Annotated in this window: 17 protein-coding genes and 1 pseudogene; 6 read left to right on the forward strand and 12 right to left on the reverse strand. The window is 63.2% G+C overall.

From position 1 onward, the window contains the following. Positions 1-205: 205 nt before the first annotated feature. Genes FV230_RS02965 through gspD form a run of 5 tightly spaced genes read right to left on the reverse strand, consistent with a single transcriptional unit; the run spans position 206 to position 5245 of the window. Positions 206-697 carry a prepilin-type N-terminal cleavage/methylation domain-containing protein gene (locus tag FV230_RS02965; protein ID WP_147841185.1) on the reverse strand — a complete coding sequence of 164 codons (492 nt, stop codon included), beginning with the start codon at positions 695-697 and terminating at the stop codon, positions 206-208. Next, the gene (gspG, locus tag FV230_RS02970; RefSeq protein ID WP_147841186.1) at positions 694-1143 is read right to left on the reverse strand and encodes a type II secretion system major pseudopilin GspG; all 450 of its coding nucleotides are present in this window, start codon (positions 1141-1143) and stop codon (positions 694-696) included. Before gspG ends, FV230_RS02965 begins: the two co-directional genes overlap by 4 nt. A gap of 12 nt (positions 1144-1155) precedes the next feature. Then, positions 1156-2319, reverse strand: coding sequence for a type II secretion system F family protein (locus tag FV230_RS02975; RefSeq protein WP_246694705.1), 1164 nt, complete (start codon positions 2317-2319; stop codon positions 1156-1158). 57 nt (positions 2320-2376) lie between these two features. Next, positions 2377-3054: an A24 family peptidase gene (locus FV230_RS02980; protein WP_187275362.1), complete on the reverse strand. Its 678-nt coding sequence runs from the start codon at positions 3052-3054 to the stop codon at positions 2377-2379. Further along, positions 2996-5245 (reverse strand): type II secretion system secretin GspD, encoded by a 2250-nt coding sequence (gene gspD / locus FV230_RS02985; RefSeq protein WP_246694706.1) that lies wholly within the window; start codon positions 5243-5245, stop codon positions 2996-2998. The genes FV230_RS02980 and gspD overlap by 59 nt, the downstream gene beginning before the upstream one ends. A 359-nt stretch (positions 5246-5604) precedes the next feature. Here gspD and FV230_RS02990 point away from each other — a divergent pair, with 359 nt between their 5' ends. Further along, positions 5605-6561: a ferritin-like domain-containing protein gene (locus tag FV230_RS02990; RefSeq protein ID WP_147841190.1), complete on the forward strand. Its 957-nt coding sequence runs from the start codon at positions 5605-5607 to the stop codon at positions 6559-6561. 303 nt (positions 6562-6864) lie between these two features. After that, the gene (locus FV230_RS02995; protein ID WP_147841191.1) at positions 6865-7137 is read left to right on the forward strand and encodes a hypothetical protein; all 273 of its coding nucleotides are present in this window, start codon (positions 6865-6867) and stop codon (positions 7135-7137) included. Between the two features lie 710 nt (positions 7138-7847). On the opposite strand, the gene gspM is transcribed toward FV230_RS02995, so the two are convergent. From gspM to FV230_RS03010, 3 genes are read right to left on the reverse strand one after another with little or no spacing between them, the layout of a single operon-like run. Then, the gene (gene gspM / locus FV230_RS03000) at positions 7848-8414 is read right to left on the reverse strand and encodes a type II secretion system protein GspM (protein WP_147841192.1); all 567 of its coding nucleotides are present in this window, start codon (positions 8412-8414) and stop codon (positions 7848-7850) included. Then, positions 8411-9478, reverse strand: a complete 1068-nt coding sequence (locus tag FV230_RS03005) for a PilN domain-containing protein (protein WP_147841193.1) — start codon at positions 9476-9478, stop codon at positions 8411-8413. The genes gspM and FV230_RS03005 overlap by 4 nt, the downstream gene beginning before the upstream one ends. Beyond that, the gene (locus FV230_RS03010) at positions 9475-11157 is read right to left on the reverse strand and encodes an ATPase, T2SS/T4P/T4SS family (RefSeq protein WP_147841194.1); all 1683 of its coding nucleotides are present in this window, start codon (positions 11155-11157) and stop codon (positions 9475-9477) included. The genes FV230_RS03005 and FV230_RS03010 overlap by 4 nt, the downstream gene beginning before the upstream one ends. A 326-nt stretch (positions 11158-11483) precedes the next feature. Between FV230_RS03010 and FV230_RS03015 the strand changes: the two genes are divergently transcribed. The 4 genes from FV230_RS03015 to FV230_RS03030 are packed head-to-tail and all read left to right on the forward strand — an operon-like array spanning position 11484 to position 17120. Continuing rightward, positions 11484-12203: a hypothetical protein gene (locus FV230_RS03015; RefSeq protein WP_147841195.1), complete on the forward strand. Its 720-nt coding sequence runs from the start codon at positions 11484-11486 to the stop codon at positions 12201-12203. Continuing rightward, positions 12200-14068: a glycosyltransferase family 4 protein gene (locus FV230_RS03020; protein WP_147841196.1), complete on the forward strand. Its 1869-nt coding sequence runs from the start codon at positions 12200-12202 to the stop codon at positions 14066-14068. Before FV230_RS03015 ends, FV230_RS03020 begins: the two co-directional genes overlap by 4 nt. Positions 14069-14070: 2 nt before the next feature. After that, entirely contained in the window at positions 14071-16248 is a 2178-nt protein-coding gene (locus tag FV230_RS03025; protein ID WP_246694707.1) for a glycosyltransferase, read from the forward strand. Continuing rightward, positions 16245-17120: a hypothetical protein gene (locus FV230_RS03030; protein WP_147841197.1), complete on the forward strand. Its 876-nt coding sequence runs from the start codon at positions 16245-16247 to the stop codon at positions 17118-17120. Before FV230_RS03025 ends, FV230_RS03030 begins: the two co-directional genes overlap by 4 nt. A gap of 995 nt (positions 17121-18115) precedes the next feature. Here the strand turns inward: FV230_RS03030 and FV230_RS03040 are convergent. The 4 genes and pseudogenes from FV230_RS03040 to FV230_RS03065 form a co-directional block, all read right to left on the reverse strand. After that, positions 18116-19072 (reverse strand): ferritin-like domain-containing protein, encoded by a 957-nt coding sequence (locus FV230_RS03040; RefSeq protein ID WP_147841199.1) that lies wholly within the window; start codon positions 19070-19072, stop codon positions 18116-18118. Positions 19073-19361: 289 nt separating this feature from the next. Then, positions 19362-19787 (reverse strand): FkbM family methyltransferase, encoded by a 426-nt coding sequence (locus tag FV230_RS03045; RefSeq protein WP_187275363.1) that lies wholly within the window; start codon positions 19785-19787, stop codon positions 19362-19364. Between the two features lie 1123 nt (positions 19788-20910). After that, positions 20911-21700 (reverse strand): annotated as a pseudogene (locus FV230_RS03060) (IS5 family transposase). A 271-nt stretch (positions 21701-21971) separates the two neighbouring features. Next, a partial coding sequence (locus tag FV230_RS03065) for a glycosyltransferase (RefSeq protein ID WP_147841203.1) occupies positions 21972-22614 on the reverse strand: 643 nt, incomplete at its 5' end.

Raw genomic sequence — 22614 nt, forward strand, 5'->3', positions numbered from 1 at the left:
CAGACGCGATAGAGGCAGCCTCCGGCTCAGGAGGGATCGGATTCGGGATCGGTCGCGCGGCTTTCGAGAAGCGCTTCAGGAAGATCTCGAGGCCCATCATACGGATCACTTTCAGTCTGCCTCGCGTCGCGAGTCCGGAGGTTCGGAAACGCGCCGGTTCCGGCCGGATCGCGACAGCCACGGGCCTGTCTCGGCAGCGATCATGCTACCGCCCCCCGCCATCGGCCGATGCCGTCTGCCCAAGGCGGATCGTCTCGACCGTTACGGCCGTTCCGCGGCGGGTCAAAACCTCGATATCCTGGCGCATGGGCGTCCAGCGGATGCGCGCGGCGGGGCTTGCCGGATCGCAGGAGCCGGCCGATTGCTGGCAGCCGCCTTCCGCGTCCCGCTCGGCCTCGGGTAGAGGAAGCTCCAGGGCCGCGAGGAAGATGGTGTAGCGGTAGCCGTCCAGGGTTCCAGTGCGTCCGCCCCTGCCGATGTCCGATACGCGCAAAGGTTCGGCCAGGAGCGAGCGGGCGACGCGCTCGGCGGCGAGCCTATCCTCCACCGCCACGAGCCCGGCGCGCGACTGCACCACGCCCCGCTGCACCACGAGGCTCAGGACAGCTACGATCGCAAAGGCCGCGAGCGCCTCGATTAGCGTGAAGCCCGCCGACGCCCCGCGCTTGCGCGAGTCGCTTCGAACCCCGGCCGTCATTCCTTGCCGATCACGCCGTTGCCGCCCTTCACGCCGTCGGCGCCGAGCGAGAGGATGGCGTAGGGGGCGGTCTTGCCTGGGGTCCGGTACTCGTAGGGATGTCCCCAGGGGTCGGCGGGAACGCTGCCCTGCTTGAGGTAGGGACCGCTCCAGTTCTCCGCGGCGGACGGGCGCTGCACTAATGATTGCAGGCCCTCGCTCGTCGACGGGTAACGGCCGTTGTCGAGGTAGAACAGGTCGAGCGCCGAGGCGAAGGACTCAATCTGGAGCTTGGCCGCCTTTTCGCGCGAGCTCGACAGGTAGCCGAGCACTCGCGGACCCGCGAGGCCCATGACGAGGCCGAGGATCACCAGCACGACGAGCAGCTCGACGAGGGTGAAGCCGCCCTGCGCATCGCGCCGGGGACGCACGGATTGATCGAAGCGGAAACGCACGGAAGCCATCATCGGGACGAAACCTCAGACCAGCAGGTCGTTGATGCTCATGAGCGCGGTCATAACCGAGATGATGAGCCACGCGATCAGAAGACTTACCAGAACCATCACCGCCGGCCCCACCACCGCTATGACACGACCCAGAGCCGCGTCGAGCTTGGCCTCGTAGAACACCGCGACGCGGCTGGCACTGTCGGCGAGATCGCCGGATTCCTCACCGACACGCAGCATCTGCACCACGTGCCGGGGGAAAAGTTTTCCGCGCGACAAGGTTTCGGAGAGGCGCTGGCCCTGGCGCACGTCTGCGACGACCCGGTCGATCTCGGAGCCAGCACCGGGCAAGCGCACGACGCCACGGATCAGGCGGAGCGCGGTGGAGATATCGACGCGGTTGCGCACTAAGATCGCCAGCGTCCGGCAGAAGGTGACGGTGAGTTCGTTGGCAAGTACCGCCCGGCTGAACGGCAGGCGCGCGAGCAGGGCGAGCCACAGCCCGCGCTCGCTGCCGATCCGGTTAAGTAAGACGGTGCCCCCTAGGAGACCAGCCATCGACAGCACCACGACGTCGAGGTTGCGGTTGAGAAAGCCCGACATCTCGAACACCACCAGCGCCGATGGATCGATCTTGTCGCGGAAGCCCTGCAGCGCGACTTCGAACTTCGGGATCAGGTAGATCAGGATGAAGAACAGCACGCCCACCGCTGCGACCACCAGAAAGCAGGGGTAGGAGATCGCCGAGATGAAGCGCTTTCGGAGGCGCTCGCCCCGTTGGCGCTCGACGGCGAGCCCGCTCAATGCCTCCTCCAGTCGCCCGGAGGTCTCGGCGACCTCAACCATCTTCACGTAGATCGGAGGGAATAGCTTCGGGTGAGCGGAGATCGCCTCCGACAGGCTTTTGCCGTGGCTAAGCGCGGCATGAAGGTCGCGCAGCACCCGCACAAGCCAGCTCCGGCTCTCCATCTGGGAGAGGATCTGAAGCGCCTCGGTGAGCGCAACGCCACCCTTGAGCAGCATCGCTAGATCCAGCGTCAGGCCGGTGATGTCCTCGGGGCGCGGGTCAGGCGTCAACCAGTCCCGCAGCGAGCGCCCGGCCGGCCGCGTCCCGCGGGCTTCCGTCTTGACCGAGATCGGGGTGCAGCCGATCCGGTCGAGATGGGCGAAGACCTCGCCGCTCGCCTCGGCCTCCATCGTCCCCTTCAGGATTTTGCCCGCCGAATCGAGGGCCATGTAGGCGAAGGTCGACATCTACGGGTGCCCCAGCACGCCGGGTAGGATCTGTCCGACGAGCCACGTCGCCCAAAGCGCGGGGGCGAGGACGGCGCCGAAGGCGATCCGGTCGGTCACCGGAACCGCGCGCGCCAGAGCGGGTAGCATGCGGCCTGCGCCGACCACGGCGAGGCTGGTCAGGCTCGCGCCGAGGACCGCCCAGGAGAGCCCAACGGTGCCGAGCAGGACGCCGCCGGCAGCCGCGAGCTTCACGTCGCCAAGACCGATGCCGTCATGGCCGCGGAGACGGTAATAGCCCTCGCGCAACCCGAGCAGGACGCCGCCGCAGATCGCGGCGTCGAGAGCCGCCAAGCCGATACTCACAACTGGAGTCTCGCCCAGATAGGCGCCGTCGCCGATCCGTGCCGTGAGGCCTATCAGTCCGATAGCCAGAGTCGCGGCGTCGGGAATCGTGAAATCCGCTAGATCCTGCCAGACGATCCGCAGGCCGGTTATGGCCAGAGCGAGCGCGACGACTCCCGTCGCGATGGGCCCCGGACCGACCCAAGTCGCGAACGCCGCGCCAGCGACGGCAACAGCGATCACGAGCCCTGCGAAATCGGTCGTTTCGACGCGTCTGACGAACATGCGCGGTCGGTCAGGGCTTGTAGACCGGGCGGCGGGCGGGCAGCGCAGCACCGCGTCGAGCGCCTGCATCGAGCAGCTTGCCGCGGTAATCCTCCGCGACCCGCTGTGCATCGCGACCCGATCGCACCACCACGGGTCGGATGAATACCACGAGTTCGGTGCGCTGGGCACCGTTGTCGACGGAGCTAAACAAGTCACCGACGTTCGGAATACGATCGATGAACGGGATACCGTCGCGGGAGGTCTGCCGCTTTTCGCTGATCAGGCCGGCGAGCAGCACGGTCTGTCCGTTAGCCACCGAGATCGTGCTCGCGACGCGGCGTTTCGAGATCGTCGGCGTCAGGGTGTTCGAAGCGCCGACCACCGCCGAGATCTCCTGCTCGATCTGCATGGTCACGGCATCGTTCTGGCCGATGCGGGGGACTACGTTGAGGATGATGCCGGTGTCGCGGAACTCGACCTGGCTGACGAGCGGAGCGCCGGGCACGGTGATCCCCTGTGCCTGCGTAGTGGTGATCGGCACGGAATCGCCAACCTGGAGCGAGGCAGGCTGGTTCTCAATGACCACGAGGGAGGGCGAAGACAGGATCTTGACGTCGGTGAAGCCGTCGAGCGCCGAGAGCACCACGTCCGGGCCGGAATAACCGCCGACAAGGAAATTGAAGCCGCCGCCGGCCCCTGCCGTCAGCGCGTTGGTGGCGCCGCCGGCCGTCGCCGCGGCCGCGCTCAGCAGGCCAATCGATCCCTTGCCCTTGCCTAGCCCGATGTTCTTAGAGTCGAGAAAGTACTGCACGCCGTACTTGAGCTGGTCGGTGAGCGTCACCTCGGCGATGGTTACGTTTACAGCCACCTGCGCCGGGGTCGCGTCGAGCTGACGGAGCGCTGCGTTGATCTTTCGGTAGGTCTCGCCGTCGGCATAGGTGATGACCGAATTGTTCGACGGGTCCGCGCTGATCGAGACGCGCCGCGCTCCGTTGCCGCGCCGGGTCAGGTCGAGGCTGTCGCTGCCGCCGCCGAGCGCCGTTGGGCCGCCATCGGCCATGCCGTTGCTTTGCACCGAGTCGCCGTAGGCTGAGGCGAACCGCGCCCGGAGGAGGTCGGCGCCGGTGTTCTGCTGGCTGCCGCCCTGGTTGCCGGAATTGCCCTGGCCGAGGCTGCCATAACCAGAGCCGGAATTTCCGCCGTTCAGGCCACCGCCCTGATTGCCACCGGCAAAATTCCGGCCCTGCCCCTGTCCGCCCCCGTTGAGGCCCCCGAGCCCGGCGCCCTGAGTCGGGGTGTTGGTGTTCATGTTGGAGTTTCCGGTCCCGAAGAGGCCGTTGATGACGCGCGCCAGTTCCTTCGCGTCGCGGTAACGCGCCTTGTAGATGAACACCGTCTCCTCGGCGGCCTCGACCGTGCCGTCGAGCTTGCGCACGAAGGTTTCGGCCCGGCGGATCAGGGACGGGTTCTTCGACATCGCCATCACGGCGCGCAGGCGCGTGATCGGCTTGAACTGGATCAGGCCCGAACTCGCCCCGTTCTCGCCAGTGTCGAACAGCTGCGTCAGGTCGGCGACTACTGCCTCCGGCCGGGCACGACGCAGCTCGAACAGGCTCACCGACTGGCCGCGCATCCAGTCCGCGTCAAAGGCCAGGATCGCGCTCACCGCTTCTTGGCGACGCGGGCCGGGTCCCTTCACGATGATGGTGTTGCGCCCGGTATCGAAGCGCAGGCCGTCTGCCTCGGTGACGAAACCCGAGACGAGCTTCGACATTACCGCGGCCGAGACATAGCGCAGCGGAACAACCGAGACGCCGTAGCCCGGCACCTGCGCGTTGCCGAAGCTGACGTTTCCGATGCTGGTGGCGGCCGAGGTGATGCGGTAGCCGGCCGCGTTGCGGGTCATGGTGTAGCCCTGGCCTGACAGCACCGTCTCCAGCGCGGAGAGCAGCTCTACGCGCGTCATCGGCCGGGGCGAGGAGATCGTGATCTGGCCGGCGACGTCGGAAGCCATCGTGTAGTTGAGGCCGAGCGTATCGTTCAGAATGGCGTGGACCACATCCTTCACTTCAGCCCGCTCGAAGTTGAGACGGTAGCTGCCGGCCTCGCTGGGCTGGGCCCCGATCTCCACCGCGTCGGAGCCAAGCCCCGCCGTCGCCTCGACGTCCTCAGGGCTAAAATTGTAGGTCCGCCCCTCGCCACGATCAGGCGCAACGACCGCATCCCGCGACGGCTTGCCTGCGACGGTCCGGCGCAGCGGACGCGCCGACAGATCCACCTCCGTTTCCGGGCCTGTAAGGCTGGCACGCGGGGGGGCGATATCACGGGCGAGGGCGACGGAGCCGAGGAGTCCCGCGAAACAAACCAGAGCAAAGGATAGCCGCGTCAAAGACATGGGAAATTTTTCCGATCTCGGCCTTTCGTTAACGTACCCTTCATTTCTGTCCGTGCCCACCGGGACGAGCGCCCTACAACAGCTTTCTTACTATCGCGTGCCTGATTAGACACAGTCAAAGAAAATGCTACACAGTTAAGCCACTTTTAGTAAACCGGTCATTGTGGCGAATCGCGTTACCGCTAACTTCGCCGTCGACGCCGCAGTTTTTAGGCGTGCGACACATTGGGAGAAAACGGACCATGATCGACAAGCAGAACACTGCAGAGAGCGAGCTTGCGGGCCTCGAGCCCGGCACTCGCGTCGTCAACCTTGAAAAGGGCCGTCGCGCCTTCCTCCAGACGCTCGGCCTTGGTATCGCCGGCGCCGCCATCCTCGGTAACACGACGACCGGGTCCCAGGCCCAAAGTCTGCCGCCGAACGTCACTGACGCGGACATCCTGAACTTCGCACTCAACCTCGAGTATCTCGAGGCCGAATTCTACCTCAACGCCGTCAACGGGGCCGGCCTGAAGGCTGCCGACCTGCAGGGCGTCGGTGCCATCGGCGCTGTCAACGGCGGTGGCCGGGCCGTGCCGTTCACCGATCCGAACGTCCGCAAGTACGCCTTCGAGATCGCCGCCGACGAGGAGGCCCACGTCCGCTTCCTGCGTGCTGCACTGGGCAGCGCCGCCGTCAGCCGTCCTCGCCTCGACATCGACTTCGCCTTCACCGCCGCCGCCCGCGCGGCCGGCCTGATCGGCGCGAACGACCGGTTCGACGCCTACGCCAATGACACGAACTTCCTTCTCGCCTCCTTCATCTTCGAGGATGTTGGAGTCACCGCTTATAACGGCGCTGCCGGCGCGATCCAGAACAAGACCTATCTAAGCGCTGCTGCCAGCATCCTCGCGGTCGAGGCCTATCACGCTGGCATTATCCGCACTACGCTGTACGCTAAGGGCCTGATTAATCAGGCGGACGCGATCTCAAACGCTCGCGACTCGCTCGACGGCAATACCGACCTCGACCAGGGCATTAGCGGAACTCAGTCTGCGACCCCGGGCTTCCAGTTCTCGGACGCGAACCTCGTTCCGACCAACGCCCAGGGCCTTGTGTTCGCCCGCACCCCCGGCCAAGTTCTGAACATCGTCTACCTCAACACCACCCAGAGCCCGGGCGGCTTTTTCCCCGGCGGCCTCAACGGAACCCTGCGCTAATCGACGCACAGGTATCGTCGTCGGAGGGCAGGGCATCGCTCTCCGACGGCGCGAAACGTGGGTCGCCGAATGCGGTCCTGAAAAAGGCTGACCATTCGGCGATCGGCGCGGGCCTATCTTCATCGCTCTCGCGGTCGGTTCGGCGCGGCTTCTGCCGAGGGCGTGTGTGGACGAGCGCCGATCTCGATCTTCGGCATACGCAACGGCCACTCGGATCGCCGGCCCGAATCGAGACACTTTCTCGAAACTTGAGCACATCTCGCACCGTAGGCACCTTCAGAAACATTTTGCCGGAGGCGGGCGATGTCGAAGGTCCACTACGTCGTGCGGCGCAGCCGCATGGGCAGGTTCAACTTTACCCTCATCAGCGAGGCGGGCCGGATCACGGGTTCGGTCGTCGTATCGACCGAAGGTAGAACCGGCGCCGACATTGAGAGCGACGCGCGCGATCAAATACGCCAGCTCGCCGAAACGTTCGCGGAGATCGCAGGCCCGACCATGCCCGGCGTGGACGACACGACGTCGAGGAAGTGCGGGCAGGCCATCAGCCATCCCATCAGCGGGATCACATCGTGAGATTGCCGCGTGGCATGAAGGTTTGGCGATGCTCTAAAACGCCAATCACGGTTGAGCTCTAGGTAGTCGGACGGGAATCATGCCCGCTGTCTGTGAATATCGCGGGGCAATCCTTCGCCGATAGTGGCCGGCGGTACCCCATTGGAGCCCGCCGAGCACCAAGATGGCTCATCGCCCTAGCGGAATGCCGATCGGCGGAGGACCGCCGGGACGTGCACCCGGAGGGCTCGATGCACCTACGCTAAAGAGCCGGTAGGTGGTCTCGCGCGTCCCGTCGCGAAGCGTGACGCGGTCGGGGCCGATGGCCTGGACACGCCATGTTTCAATCGAGTCGCCGAGTTTGAGGCTGAGCGAAGAACCGCCTGTAGGACGGCGCAGGATCGCGACAGCTTTGTCCACACCGGCGACGACGCCGACGAGGCGCAGATCCGGCGGCGGAGCTTCGATCGCCACGGGCGCCGGTGGAGCCGTAAAAACTTGTCGCGGTGGTGGCGGTCGGCGCGATGGTGCGAAGAGCGGCCGTCCCCTAAAGGCATCAAGCGTCGCGGGATCGAGCGTGCTTAGCGGGTTCAGGTTCTGCGCTGGGCCTGGTGGCGGGCGGTCGTCCGCGACTTGAGCCGACGTCGGCACGATCGCCGATTCGAGAAGGACGAGAACCAGAACGGCGCCTGTGGCGCAGGCACGGCGTCGGGCATGACGATACGGGCAGATCATTTCGTGCTCTCGCGGCGGTAGCCGCGGATCGCGAGTGCGACGCGCAGGGTCGGATTGGCTTCCTCGCCCCCCGCGCTACGCCCCGACACCGGGCGGATGTTCACGGCCTCGACCGTCAGCAGCGGCAGGCCGGTCTCGACCTCCTTGAGCAGATCGAACAGCCCTTCGTTGCCGATGTCGAGGCTGAGGCGAAGCTGAATGCTGCGCTGAGCCGCCGCGTCGGGTGCTTCGTCGCCGCGAACCTCGATCAGCCGGCCACCAGCGCGTTCGACGAGGCCGGCGAGACGCTGCTGTAGTTCCGCGCGCGCGAGACTCCCCGTTTCCGCCGTCAGATAAAGGGCCGAGAGGTCGCTGCGCGTCGGCACCGGACGACCGGCTTCTGCCCGGATCCTCGACTCGACCTGAGCGAGATGGCTGACTGCGATATTCACCTCGGCACCGGCCTCCAACCAGCGCGCGAGGTTGTTGATCGTGATTGCGAGCAACAGTAGCGGTATGCCAACGCACAGCGCGACGGCAAGCGGCCCGAACCAGCGGGCGTCACGGGCTTCCGCGAGCGTCATCGCGCCGCGCCCGGCGCATCGCTGCGGGTCGCTACCAGATCGAAGGCGTCCCGCCTGTCGGCATCGCGGATCACCGGCGCGGCGAAACGCGGGTTTTTCAATCCGGCATCCACTTCGAGGCGTGCGATCAGCGCCGGTGCATCAACAGAGCGGCCCACGAGGCGAATCCGGATCGGATCGATGTCGAGTTCGCGCAGTACTGTGTCGTCGGGCAAGGCGCGGCTCAGCTTGTCGATGAGCACGATCGTCGCAGTATCGGCGCGCTTGCCCTCTATCAGGATACGTTCGCGTGATGTACCAGGCACGCCGCGCAGCGCGAGCTTCGTGCGTAGCGCCGTCAGCCGCTGCTGGACATCCTCTGCGTCCGATGTGGCCGAAGCCGCCACGATCGCCGAGAACAGGCAGGCAGTCGCGAGCCCGCCGAGCAGGATTGCGAAGCCGCGGCCGATACGCGCCCGAAGGCGGCCGTCGGAAGCCTGCGTACGCCCCTTATAAAGGTCGAAGCGTAGCGGCGCGTCGAGCGGTTCCGCGGCACTGCCCAGCGCCGTCGCCGTGAGCCCCGCACCTGCGAGGCGCGCCAGGAACGGCGCCACGAGATCGACGGAAGTCGCGAGCAGATCGACACCGATCGTGCCATCCTCGGAGACGCCGTCGACGACGCTGTAGGCATAGAGAACGAGGTCCGCTCGCCATGGCGTCAGGCGCTCCAAGCGGTGTGCGATGATCGGCTGGAGATAACTTCGCCCGGCATCGGGAAGGCGCAGCGAGCGCGTCAGGAACACCTCCGGCGGCAGTCTCAACTGCACCGCGCCCGCGTGGAACGCCTCCGGTGCGCGCACGTCGTCGGCCAGATGCAGCGGCGGGCCGAGACAATCTTTCCGCAGGTTGTGGAGCAAGAGTCCATCCGGCGCGATCAAGACGACGTGGCTCACGCCCGTCGAGAAGCGGGCAACGAGTGGCCGGAGGGTCGCAACAAAGGAGTCGAGCAGCGCTGCGCCGATCGTCTGCATCGCGGTCGCTGCGGGCCGGATCGTGGCCGGCATCATCCCGGTAGAGAGCATCATCCCGAAATCCGCATAACCTCGTCGAGGGAGGTGAGCCCGAGGCTCGCCTTCTCGATCCCATCGTCAAGCATCGTAGTCATGCCGACCGCACGCGCCGCCTGGAGCAAGATGCGGGGATCTGGCTGGCCGCGGATGAGGTCACGCAAGTCGTCACTGACAGCGAGTGCCTCGAACACGCCGATGCGTCCGCGGAAGCCGCTCTCGTTGCAATGGGCACAGCCGGTCGCTACGTGAAAGTTGTGGCCCGTCGCCTCGGGGCCGCCACGGCGGGCGCGGAGGTCGCGAGCGACCGCGAGGCCCTTTGGATCTGGAACCCGGCAGCGCTCGCACAAGCGACGAACCAGCCGCTGGCCTATCACCCCGCGCAGGCTCGACGCGATGAGGTACGGCTCGACGCCCATATCAACGAGGCGCACCACCGCGTCGACCGCGCTGTTGGTGTGCAGTGTTGTCAACACGAGGTGCCCGGTGAGAGCGGCCTGGATGCCGATCGCCGCGGTTTCGCGGTCCCGCATCTCGCCGACCATGATCACATCTGGGTCGTGGCGAAGGAACGATCGCAGAGCGGTGGCGAAGGTCAGGCCGATTGCCGGCTTGATCTGGGTTTGGTGAATTCCGGGGAGTTGGTACTCCACCGGGTCCTCGACGGTGACGATCTTGCGCGCGGGATCGTTCAGCAGAGAGATCGCGGTGGCGAGCGTCGTAGTCTTGCCGCTGCCGGTGGGGCCGGTGACAATGATGATGCCGTGTGGCTCGGCGAGCAGCCTGACCACCGCGTCGCGGTCGCGGTCGGACAGGCCAACGCGCTTGAAGTCGAGTAGCCGCGTGTCCTTCAGCAGAATGCGGAGCACTGCTGTCTCGCCGTAGAGCGTCGGCATGATCGCGACCCGCAGATCCGCCTCGGTGTTGCCGATCTTGACGTTGGTGCGCCCGTCCTGCGGCAGGCGGCGTTCGGCGATGTCGAGGCCGGCTAGAATTTTCACCCGCGAGATCACCGCGGCTGCCATGTGACGCGGGAGCGTCTGCTGCGCCCGCAAATGACCGTCTACGCGAAATCGGACCTTCAGTTCCTCGCGCCCGGTCTCGATGTGAATGTCGGTGGCGCCCGCCTGGATCGCACGCTCCAGCAGCCCGTCGATGACGCGCACGATCGGGGCACCGCGGGCGAGATCCTGCAGGGTCTCGATGTCGTCGGAGAGGGCGTAGTCCGCCCCAGTCTCGCTCTCGACCTCGTCGCGTGGCACGTCGGCGGGGCGACTGCGCTCGAACAGCTCCTCGATTTCTTCGAACGAGAGCACCGCCAGCGGCACCGCCCGGCCAAGCGCGAGAGCGACCGCGCGGATCGGTTCGAGATGGCCGGGGTCCGCGGTCACCAGCAGCGGGTGCCCGTCGCGCATGACCGGATACAGGTAGGCCTCGCGCAAGAAGTCGCGGGACAGGGCGTCGAGGGCATGGGGAAGTTCGGCGATCGCGTGGCGGTCGGCCCGCGGGACCCCGTGAAAGGCCGCGACCGCATCCGCGAGGTCGATCGCCGAGACCGTCCCGCCCCGCCAGATCGCTTCCGCCGCGCCGCCGCTGGCGCGCGGCGGTGCCGGTACTGTCGCGATCCCGCGCCGACGGCGAAGGAACTCCGCCAGGGTCTCGCCCTGGATGGCGGCGGCGGGGGCGTCGATCTGCATACGTCCTCTCCGATCCAGCCGGTCGCCCGTGCGCCGGGCGCCTCAATTGGCCGGAGCCTACACGGATTGTCCGGCCCACGACCAGATCAAGGTCAGAAATCGCGCTAAAACCATTGGCTGTGTCAGGTTAGCGACATCAAGGATACAATGTCGCGACCAAGCTCTTCGGAAAGCGACATCTTCACTGTAGGCCGTGGCTTCATCCGGGTTGCGCATGCACCGGCGCTCCCGTACCAAGCTCACCCTCGGGGGCGGATACACCGCCGCGGGCGTCATGCGTTCGAACCGTGAATTGTAGCGATGCGATCGTTTGATGAAGGCAACGGATGACCGCGTCGTTCGACCGTGAAGGCGCGTCCACCCGGTGCAACGCCCGCATCTTCCGCTTCGGATCCGATTGGGTACTCTGCAGCTTTCGCTTGCCGACCTCAATGCCGATTCCCCTCGCGGTGGTCGCGCCCGGCGACGTCACGCTCGAGACCTGGGCGTTCGCCGGCATGACGGCGCGGGAGAAGCGGCCGACTGGCTTGCTGCTGCTGCGCACGCGAGGCGACGCTGCGGGAACGGCGCTTGCACGCGGGACACGGCTCGTCGTCGCCACGCATTTCCATCCCATCACCCTTGCGACCGGCCCGGCCGAACCGGCGGGGACGCTGTCACCCGGCGACGCCGCCGTGATGGCCCGAGCCGTGCTCTCGTCGATGACGCCTCGGAACGCCACGGCCCTGGCCGACCCGATTACCCTGCTGACGCCGGCTATTCGCGACGTTCCGGTGCCCAAGGACGGGCCGGAGGTCACGCTCGCCGACGATCCGCGGGCCTGCAGCATCTCGGGCACGGAGGTGCCGAACTACGTCTTGTTCGATTCCGGGCCCGGACTCCGCTGCGCCCGCGTCGCGACGGCGCGCATGACGTTCTCGCCGGCGTCGCGGATGAATCTCGGCCTTGATCCGCTTTGGGGACCAGAGGTTGGGCGACCCCAGCGTGTCTTCTTGATCGCGAATGGCGGCTTCGCCGCGGCGCGACTGAGCGCAGCTGCCAGATGAGCGCCGAGACCCCGTCGTCTACTCTGGCGCCGATCGCCACGGTCCTCGTAGTCGCGCCGATGCCGGCCGCGCCAGCCAGCGCCGGCAACCGCAAACGGCTGGCGCTCACCTGCTCGGCGCTTCAACGCGCGGGCTTCGCCGTCGACTTCGCCTACTTCGCCCACGAGGATCAGGTCTACCGGCGCTTCGGTCAGCACCCGCCAACCGATCTCGCGGCGATGCAGGCGAGCTTCCAGCGTACGTTCCTGATCGAAGCGAACGAGACGATCCCGCTGAAAACGCGCTCCCCAACTTTCGGGATCGACGAATGGGGCTCGGCAGCGCTCGACCGGTTCGTGGCGTGGTATGCGGCGGAACACCCCGGCACCGTGGCGATCCTCGTCAACTACGTGTTCCTGTCGCGCTGCCTCGATTACGCGCAGGACATGCTCAAGCTCATCGACACGCATGACCGCTTCTCCGATCGGCAGCTGCAGTACCGTCCGTTTCGGGCTGAACCAAACTTCTACTACACCGACCGCAAGAGCGAGGCGGCTGCGCTCGACCGCGCCGATGTGGTGCTGGCGATCCAATCGGAGGAGGCGGCTTACTTCGCTGGGTTGACCGACCGGCGGGTGCTGCTGCTGCCGCCGGTATTTCCGGTCCGCGCACCGTTCTCAGCGCCGCGCGTGATCGCACGGATCGGCTTCGTCGGGCACGGCAACGATCCCAACCTGTTCTCAATCAGCAAGTTCGCCCACGCATGGGCCGCGGGCTGGACACCGGACAAGCCGGAATTGCGGATCGCCGGCGAGATCTGCCACGCGCTGGGCGGCCTCGACCTGCCGGGAGTGACGCTGCTCGGCTACGTTGAAGATCTCGTGGCGTTCTACGCCGAGACCGACGTGATTGTGGCGCCGATGCTGATGGGCAGCGGCCTGAAGATGAAAGTCGCCGAGGCCCTGTCCTACGGCGTGCCGGTGGTCGGCACCGCGATAGGCTTCGAGGGGTTCGGCGCCGAGGAGTCGGCGCATCGTTGCGCGGACGTCGCCGAGGTTAAAGCGGCGATCCTGGCGCTGCGTTCGGATCCCGCCGGTCTCTCAGCGTTGACGCAGGCTTGCGCTACACTGTTTGCGCGCTTCAACGCGATCTCGCAGCAGGCCGAAGCCGAACTCGCTGACGTGATCTACGCCGCAAGTCACAGGCGACCCGTTGCCGTCGCACCGCCCGCCGCAATCGTCGAATCGATGGAGCAGTCCTGGCCGATCGGTGTCCGCTCGGCGATTTCCGCGCTTCAGGACCATCCGGCTTTCGGACGGCTATTGGCGACCGAGCGCCTGGGCGAGACGGCGGCACAAGCGATCAGGTACGCGCCGGAGCGGCGCCGCTGGTTTGCCGGCTCCACGCCGCCAGGGGAGACGACGGCATCGCTTGGTCCCGTCGCCGTGGCGATGTCGCCGGAATGGGTCCGCGAGAAACGCTTGCCTCGGGAGATCCGTGAGGCTGCCGCCCGTGCGTTCCGCGACGTCCGGCCCGATTGGGCGACCGCGGCGCGGTGCGTCGGCGCAAGCGCGAACGGGGTCGCCCTCGTGCTCGTCCTGCCGAGCCACCTGCTCACCGGTGTCCGTGCGGTCGCTGCTTTCCTCATCGAGCCCGATGGCGGACGCGCCCACGAACTCACGCTCGACGGGATCGCACCGCTCGGCCTATCGCCTGGGTTCGCCTTCGAGTCGCTGCGTTCGGACCTGACGCCGGTTCCTGCAGTTGTCAGCATGTCGGCCATTGGACTGGCTCCGATCGTCGCGAACGGGACGGTGCTGTTCCTCACCAACGATCTGATCGGCCGGATCGCAATCGCACCCGCGCATGCCGGCAGAACAATCTAGCCATGAGCGACATGCCCAAGACAGATCTGCTCGATAGCACCGCCGGCAAGGGTGGCGGCATCGAGGAAGCTGGCACCGGAAGCGACGTGTCCAAGGGTGACGCAGCCAAGAGCGAAACCACCGTGACCGAGCCCTTCGACGCCGTCGATGCCGACATCGGACGCCGGGTGGTGATCGCCGAAGCACGTCTGATCTGCGACACCCTTTTTCTCAACGACGTGCGGATCGCTTTTCGGGCGGAGGAGGCACCGCTCGTTTCGATTGTCATTGTTTCATTGAACGCCCGCCATATCCTCGCGCTCACCCTGTGGCGCCTCGCGGCGCAGCAAGGTCTTGCGGGCGTGCCGTTCGAGGTCATCGTCGTCGACAACGCATCGATGCCGGAGACCGGTGCCCTGTTAGACCGAATCGACGGAGCGACGCTCATCCGCAACGCGGCGAATGCCGGGTTCGGGCCGGCATGCAACGACGGCGCGGCACGCGCACGCGGCCGTCTCATCCTGTTTCTCAACCCCGACGTCGACCTAATGCCTGGCGCAATTCGGGCTATGGCGCGGACTTTCACCGATCTCGACCATGTTGGGATTGTCGGGGCGCGCCTCGTGTTCCCCGGCGGCATCCTGCAAGAGGCGGGTGCTAACTTTCAGGCGGACGCGCAGATCACCCACCCCTATCTAAGGGGCGTGCCCGACCCGTTTGTGTCGGAGGCCAGTTTTACCCGCGAGGTCGGCTACGTCTCCGGCGCCGTGCTGATGATCGAGCGGGCGCTGTTCCAGACGCTCGGTGGCTTCGACGACGCTTACGCGCCGGCCTATTTCGAGGATACTGACCTCTGCGTGCGATGCCATCAGGCCGGGCGGCGCGTGATCTACCAAGCCCGTGCCACCGCGGTCCATTTCGAGAACGCCACCAGCGCCAAGCGCGCCGATGTGGAAATGCTCCTCGATCGCAACCGTGCGCTGTTTCTGGAGCGGCACCGCAACTGGCTCTTCCACCAGGGCCCGTCGCAAACAGGGCTTGCCGCCCGCGACCACGACCCATGGGCATTGCGCGTTTTGTTCATCGACGACACCGTTCCGCATCTCGACATGGGCGCCGGCTATCCACGCGCCAACCACATCGTGAACACGATGGCCGAACTTGGCTACGGCGTGACGCTCTATCCGATCTACCGGGCAGATGCGGAGCAGGCTCAGCGCTGCCGTGACATCGACCAGCGGGTCGAAATCCTCGCCTCCGAGGGACGCGACGGCCTCGCCCGGCTAATCGGCGAGCGCCCGGGCTATTTCGATGTTCTTTGGGTCAGCCGACCGCACAACATCGCGCTCGTGATGCAGCTTCTTCTCGATGTCGGATCGAGCCCGCGCGCCTTCGTCAAATCCCGCGTCGTGTTCGATTCCGAAGCCCTTTTCGCTTCCCGCGCCTTCGTCGGCGCCGTGATGGAGCGGGGCTCCGGCATCGCGGCCGATCTTGCGAGGGATGCAATTTCCGAGACGCGATATTACGCGATTGCCGATCAGGTAGTCTGCGTCTCGGAGGCCGAGGTGCGGCTGCTCGCGAACTATGCCCGCGTCAACGCGACGGTCCTCGGTCATGCCATGGCGCTGCCAGAGGCCTCGGGCCCACGATTCGCCGATCGGGCTGGTTTCCTGTTCATCGGCGCGTTGGGGCAGGACGGGCAGCCGAACGTCGATTCGCTAGATTGGTTTTTCGACGTGGTTTGGCCTCGCCTGCGGGCGCGAATGCCCGACACGACGCTGCGGATCGTCGGCACCATCGCGCCCGCGATCCGCGCCCGCTACACGAGGCCCGGCGTCATGGTGATGGGCCGGGTGCCCGAGGCGGGACCGTTCTTCGATGCAGCCCGCGTCTGCCTCGCTCCGACACGCTTCGCCGCCGGCATCCCGCACAAGGTGCACGAAGCGGTACGGCACGGACTTCCGTGCTTCGTTACGCCGATCTTGGCTGCGCAGATCGGCTGGGAAGAAGGCGTCGGCTACGAGAGCTGCGACTGGCTAGATCCGGAGGCTTTCGCCGAGGGGCTCGTGCGCCTCCACGAGACCGCCGACCTCTGGCGACGTGTACAATCCGCGGGACTAGCACGCATCCGCTCGGAATGCGCGCCGGAGACCTACCGCGAACATCTGCGCCGGATCTGCGAGGCCTCGACTTTCGCATGACCGAGCCGCGCACAACCGATGGCCTCATGATCGACACTGCCGCACCGCGCCTCGGCCGACGGCTCACCGGCATTTTGCGCCGCTTCGTTTTTGGCCGGGTGCCGAAGTTGTTCGACAGCGCTTATTACCTGCAAAGCCATCCCGATGCGGCAGCCTCCGCCCTTGATCCCTACCTACATTACAGCCTGATTGGTGGGCGCCGGGGTTACGACCCGAACGCTGACTTCGACACTGCATTCTATCGGCTTCAGACGAGGGCCCGGCAAAATCCCTTGCAGCACTACCTCAAGGTCGGTGCTGCGAAAGGTCTCGATCCGCATCCGCATTTTAGCACGTTAAGCTATCTTGGACGCTATCCGGACGTGGTGGACAGCAAGGTCAACCCGCTACTACACTATCGCGAAAACGGCCGGCTCGAACTTCGCATTGCCGATCATTCGAAGCGCTTGCCACGGACGATCCCTCCGCTGTTCGGAATTCCGACGGCCCATCATTGGGAGATGCCAAAAAGCGGGCAAGCGCACTTCAAGCTAACGCTGCTTCGAACGACGTCCGACCATGCGGCAGCGGAGCCGATTAAGCGGCTGAGACTGTCCCTCGGCCTGGATTTCGAAGCGGTCGATCAATTCATCGCCGTGCTGGCACGGGTCCCGACTGGCTTTCAGGATGTCGTGCAGTTCACTTTGAATGCTGATCCTTCGCGTGGCGCCAGCGTGCCGAGCTTAGTCTTGGCGCTCGATCATTGCTATCTTCATCCCATTGCAAGTGACGGTACGCGAATGATTCGCTACGCGGAAGCTACGCTTTGGGACATCCGACCGATTGAGTCGCGTGTCGTGGTGACACTTCCGGACGGCACGATCCAGTTTTGAGTCAGCGAAAACTTTGTCTGCCCGAGAACGCTTTACAATGTGCGCAAGCGCGGTCCGGGTAGTCCTTGCGCTATAACTTTGGCAACTCGCCTACGCTACATAATTCCGCGATATTACGTAGGGCTTATGAAGCAAATGCGCCGAGGGGGGGGGCGGCGGCTCGTCAGCCTCCGCCTCATTCATCGGCCCATCCTCCGTCATCAATGTGCCTCTGGTAGCCTCAGCGAAACTCTTGGCGAGGGCACGAATTTTGTCACTAGCCTGCCGTTTGATCTCAGCGCTGGATTGACCTTCGCTTCGGATAGAGACGGACCCCGTAAAGCGCCCGGCTTCGGTGATCAGAACGAAATTGAACCGGCCGGACCGGCTACGTCGGACGATGTAATGCGGCTTGTCCAAAGATCCGTTCTCCGCAGCTGCCATTTCCGGTCTCTACGGAGAGAGCTTCGCTCAAGTTTCTTCTTAGCGGCAAAGGCGCGCTGGGTAGGGGCGCGCCTAGGTGCGCCAAGTTCCCGATGCTCAACGACTAAACCACAGCATCATAAAACCTACCTGTCAGATTGGATGTCCATGTGGATCGTTCGTCCAGTTTGGCCGCTGGGCCAGGAGTCGCGAGCCCTCCGCCGATGCGCCGGCGATGCGCGCAAAGGCACGCGGATCTCGAGATCAAGATCCTGCACCAGGTCGCCCACGCTCGCCCGGATGCGACCGCTACTGTCGCCATATGTACATGGAAGCGGTCCAACGTAGCAGGCACTGACGATGGCGAAGCTAGCGACCGACCACATCGTTCCCAAAGCTGTCGGCAATCACGCCTCGTGTTTGTTGGAGGACAAAGCGGTCTTCCGCCCCCGTCAAATTAAGGCGTATGGTACAGCCCCAGCAAAGCCACGCGAGCTCGCCTCGCGTGGCTTTGCTGTCGTGATTTAGTCCTTTTGTGGCGGAGCTCGTCCGTGTGTTGATCTATGGCCTGTTATTGTTTTAATTGGCTGAGATTACCGCAGACGACCTCGTAGGCCCTGTGGGAAGAAGCCGCCGGGGCTCTGCGAAGTGTTCAGATAGGCGATGTTAAGGACCTGACCGAACGTCCGTCCGAAAGCGAGGCTATTGCGATCGGCGGGAACAAGATTAGCATCGGTTTGAGAAAAGCCGGGCGTCGCCGACTGATCTCCACTGATGCCTTGATCGAGATCAGTGTTGCCGTCGAGGGCATCGCGTGCGTTCGAGATCGCGTTCGCCTGCGTGATCAAACCGCGGGAGTAGAGGAGCGTGCGGATTGCGCCCGCCTGATACCCTTCGGTGCCCAGGAAGCCGGAAGCCGTCATAAGGACGCTCTTGTCCTTAATGAACGGCGCACCGCCGATCAGGGCCGTGACGCAGACGTCCTCTAGAAGAAAGGCCCCCAGGAGGAACGTGTCGTCGCTAGCATAAACGTCAAAACGGTCATTCGGCCCAACGAGCCCGGCCGAGCGAGCCGCGAAGGTGAATGCGAAATCGAGATCGAGCTGCGGCCGTCCAATTCGGCTCGCATCCGGTAGCGCGGCGCGGAGTGTCCGAACATGGGCTTCTTCATCGGCGGCCAGCTCGAAAGCGAATTTGCGGATGAAAGGATCTGCGAACGGTACCTGCTTACCGCCGTTGACGGTTCCAACGCCCCCAACGCCGTCGATATCGCCAGCTTTGAGGCCCGCGCCATTGACTGCGCGCAAGTAGTACTCCGCACCAAGATACTCGAAGTTGAGTGCGAACTGAACAATGTCAATGTCGGTGATGTCTGCGGGCGCACCTTGTGCCTTTGCAGCATCTGGACCAGCAGCTCCTAGTATGGCTGCTCCTACGGTGCCGAGTCCGAGTGCCTGAATGAAGGCTCTCCGGCAGGTCCCCAGATCAGCTTTGTTCAGGACAACGTCTTCGGCTCCCGCCTGTGATCCGGGCTGAACATTCTCGCTCATGGTCCGCTTCCACCCTGTTAACAGTTCCCCGAACTGGAGACTACGGTGAGCGGGCTAGGCGTCTCTAACCTATGATGCTTTTTTCATAGAAAGTGATGCTTCTGCTTCGATGTATCTAAATTAACACATTATTAATCGAATTCAGTCCTAACAGTGGATCAATCGCGTTCAATCTAAACGACAATAGCAAAAAGATGAAATTTCTGCAAAACGAGTGTCCTGTATGAATCGGCCTCGTATGGTCAAAGTATAAACAGTCAGTCCTTGCCTTATTGACATACTGCAACTTCTATCCAAGGCAAAATGCGGCCGTCTGACCGATTTTGAGTTCACGCGGCACTAGGAGGAAGTACCATGTGGCGAAATCCACGACCGCGTTCTGGACCGTTTCCTCCTCAACAAGGTTTCCGAATAGGTCGGCACAGACATAGCCGTGTGATCCGGCAAAATCGAATAGGCTTCGGCGTTCGTGGCCGTAAATCCGATATCCCGCCCAGCCATACTCAACGCTGAGGATGGGGCGATCGCGGACGAGAAGGGCTGTCGCTGCCGAGAGCGCATCGATCTCGGCCCCCTCGATGTCCATCTTGATGAACGAGAGGCGATCGAGGTGTGCCAGGGTGTTGTCCTGCGTCTCGACTACGACTCGGATTGACTTCGTCGGCATATCGAGACGGCTGAAAGAATGCGCTCGTAGACCGCTCTCGGCGAGCAACTCCGCGACGACGAAGTCGGTTTCGCCGCTCCCTCAAGACACGGCGGCCTCGCGGATGTGAACATGGGGCGTTGTTCGGAGACGCTTCCGAAGCACAGTCGCAAGGTGGAGGATCGGTTCAAAGGCGTAGACCGTGCCGTTCTTACCAACCAAATGGGCAATATGCCCCAAATGTTCGCCAGAATGGGCGCCGAGATCGAATGCTACATAACCCGGTTTAAGAAACCGTCGATAGCCCTTAGTCAGGACCATTTGAAAGTTGATCACTTGGCCGGCTGTTTGAATGAGCTTGATGACGTTGGCCGCCGTGATGGCCGGATGTATATTATTATTTCTGTCGCTTTATTTTAGATCATTGGCCCAACAGCGCCGTAGCTGGTCGGGCCGACAGATCCCACATTTATTAGCTGTCTCTCTCCCAGTTCATTCCTTGCGAATCCCTGCGACGGTGGGCGTAGCTATGGCCGTTCAGCCGGTCGTTGAGAGCGTTCCGGCTAGCTATCCTAGCGTCATCGAGCCGTCAGTCTGATTGATCACTAACAGGCGAGGAGCACGGGCATCCAGATCATGCTGTTTTCAGGCGGTCAAATCAGCGTAGGCGGCTTTGACGATCGTACTCGTGAAGCCACTACCGATCTGTGGGCACATCACCCTAACCAACCGCGTGACGATCATTTGCTCCTCGAAAGGGTGAGCCGGGATCGTCGCATGCATACAAAACGCTGCGTAGACATTCTGGTAATCGCATGGGCAGCGCTGTCGGGATCCGGCGCATCGGTCATTTCAGGTAGCCTTTCGCTTTAAGATGCTCGGCTACAGCCTCGCGAATTACCTCAGGTCGCGATGGCTTTGGCTCCGGATGTTCTGAAATCCAGGCATCAAGCGGAGCTAGCTGCTCATCGTGGAAGCGTACTCCAACAAGTATGCCCTTGCCGGTCGTTTTTACGCGACCCTGTTTATTTGTCTTATGTGGAAATTTTACCATCATAGTTTAGTGCTAGCACAAAATGGCCCGGCTGAAAGGCGTGAGCTTCATGCGAGCCTGTTGCCTTAAACGATCGGAGCCAAAGCCTTCTGCGCCAGTGTGCCTCACCGCTTGTTATTGGCTTGGATCTACGGCGTGTCATCGCTTGAGCCAATCGAGGGCTGCGGCGAGGCAGAGGGCACCCATGAAGTTGACGGCGGTCTTCTCGTAGCGGGTGGGGATGGCGCGCCACTCCTTGAGCCTAGCCCAGAGGCGCTCGACTTGGTTGCGGTTGTTGTAGATCCATCCCGGGCAGGCGACGGGCGCCTCGTGGCGCCGAGGCGGGATCGCAGGCCGTGCGCCCATGTCCCAGATGTGCTTACGAAAGGCGTGGCTGGTGTAGCCACGGTCCCCGACGACCCACTTGGGCACGCTAGGAAGTTGGTCGAGCAGCGGAACCGCATGGGGCAGTTTATGGGCCTGACCGGGCGCCAGCCGGAAGGCGATGGCGCGGCCCTGCCCGTCGGCGATCACGCAAGCCTTGGTCCCATAGCCGCCACGCGTCCTTCGACAGGCTCAGGATGAAGGCGGCCAAGAGCTTCACAAGTGTCTCGCTCGGCCGCAGATCCCCCTTTTGGCAGCGCCTGCCGCATTTTGGTGTGCCCGCACGTTCGTGCCGTCGAGAAACACCATCCCGAGTTAAACGCCGCGCTCCTGCACAAGGTCGAGCAGGCGTTCCCAGACGCCGGCACCGGACCAGCGAATAAAGATCTGCGCCGCTGCCACCACGGACCCAGTCCTCATGAATGGCCCGCCATTTGGCGCCGTTCTGATGTCGCCAGCGGATCGCCGAGAGCGTGCGTTGCAGGTCCTGCGGCGGCGTTTTGGCTTTGGGCCGGCAGGCCTCGACTAGGGGCTCCAGCTCAGACCATTGCGCATCGCTCAGCATCGTCACTCCCACATCAGAGAAATGAAAACCCGAGACGACACAATCCGTTCAAGTGACGACAGACCTTGGTGGCGTTGAAGTGACGGCTGTCCCTCGCAATCGCTCGGTTCTTCGAGATTTGATGTAATTATACATGTTGTATCGAGCGTGCTGAATTTAGTGCGACAGCCGTGAATTCTGTAGTCTTTAAAAAGTGCCGTATCTCCCATTGTAAGATTGTTCCAATAGCAAACGCTGCGCGCTTCTACACAATCTTACTATAAAACAACAATCAATCAAAAACATTTTCACGCTTTATCTCGACTATTCGTTTATGAATCATCTTCGCAATGGCTGCCTTAGTTGGTATTCCGCTTCGATATGAGAATCTTCTTTGCATCAATTTATCAAACAAACTAATTTTATTATTGAAGGCCAGCCTAAGTTGCTTTACTGCACTTTCGTGGCTTGGACTCGCCCAATATTGTCCTTGAGACAAATAATATTCTCCATCCTCTACATTTATCAGTCGATAATCAACCGCATAACTATTGTTTGTATTCATGAAGTCAGTATTTCCAGAATAATCCGTCGCCACTACTTTCCGACCAAGGCAAATTGCTTCTGCCATACCCATGCCGTACCCCTCCGATCTGTGCAAAGAAACATAGCAATCGCAACATTCTATAAGGGATAACATTGAGCTTCGATCAAGATAATCCTCAACGAATATGATTCGATTGTCGAAACGTTTTAGGTTTTCAACAAAATCCGACTCGACCGCAGCGTCTTTCGGATTGTTTGATTTTATAATAAGTCTGACGGACTGGCAGTCCGGAAAAGCAGCTTGAAAAGCTTTTATAACAGCAAGCGGATTTTTCCGATGGATTGACGAATTATAATCAAACGAGAATATTAAATAAAATAAGTCTTTA

Source organism: Methylobacterium sp. WL6, from assembly GCF_008040095.1.
Lineage (GTDB): Bacteria > Pseudomonadota > Alphaproteobacteria > Rhizobiales > Beijerinckiaceae > Methylobacterium.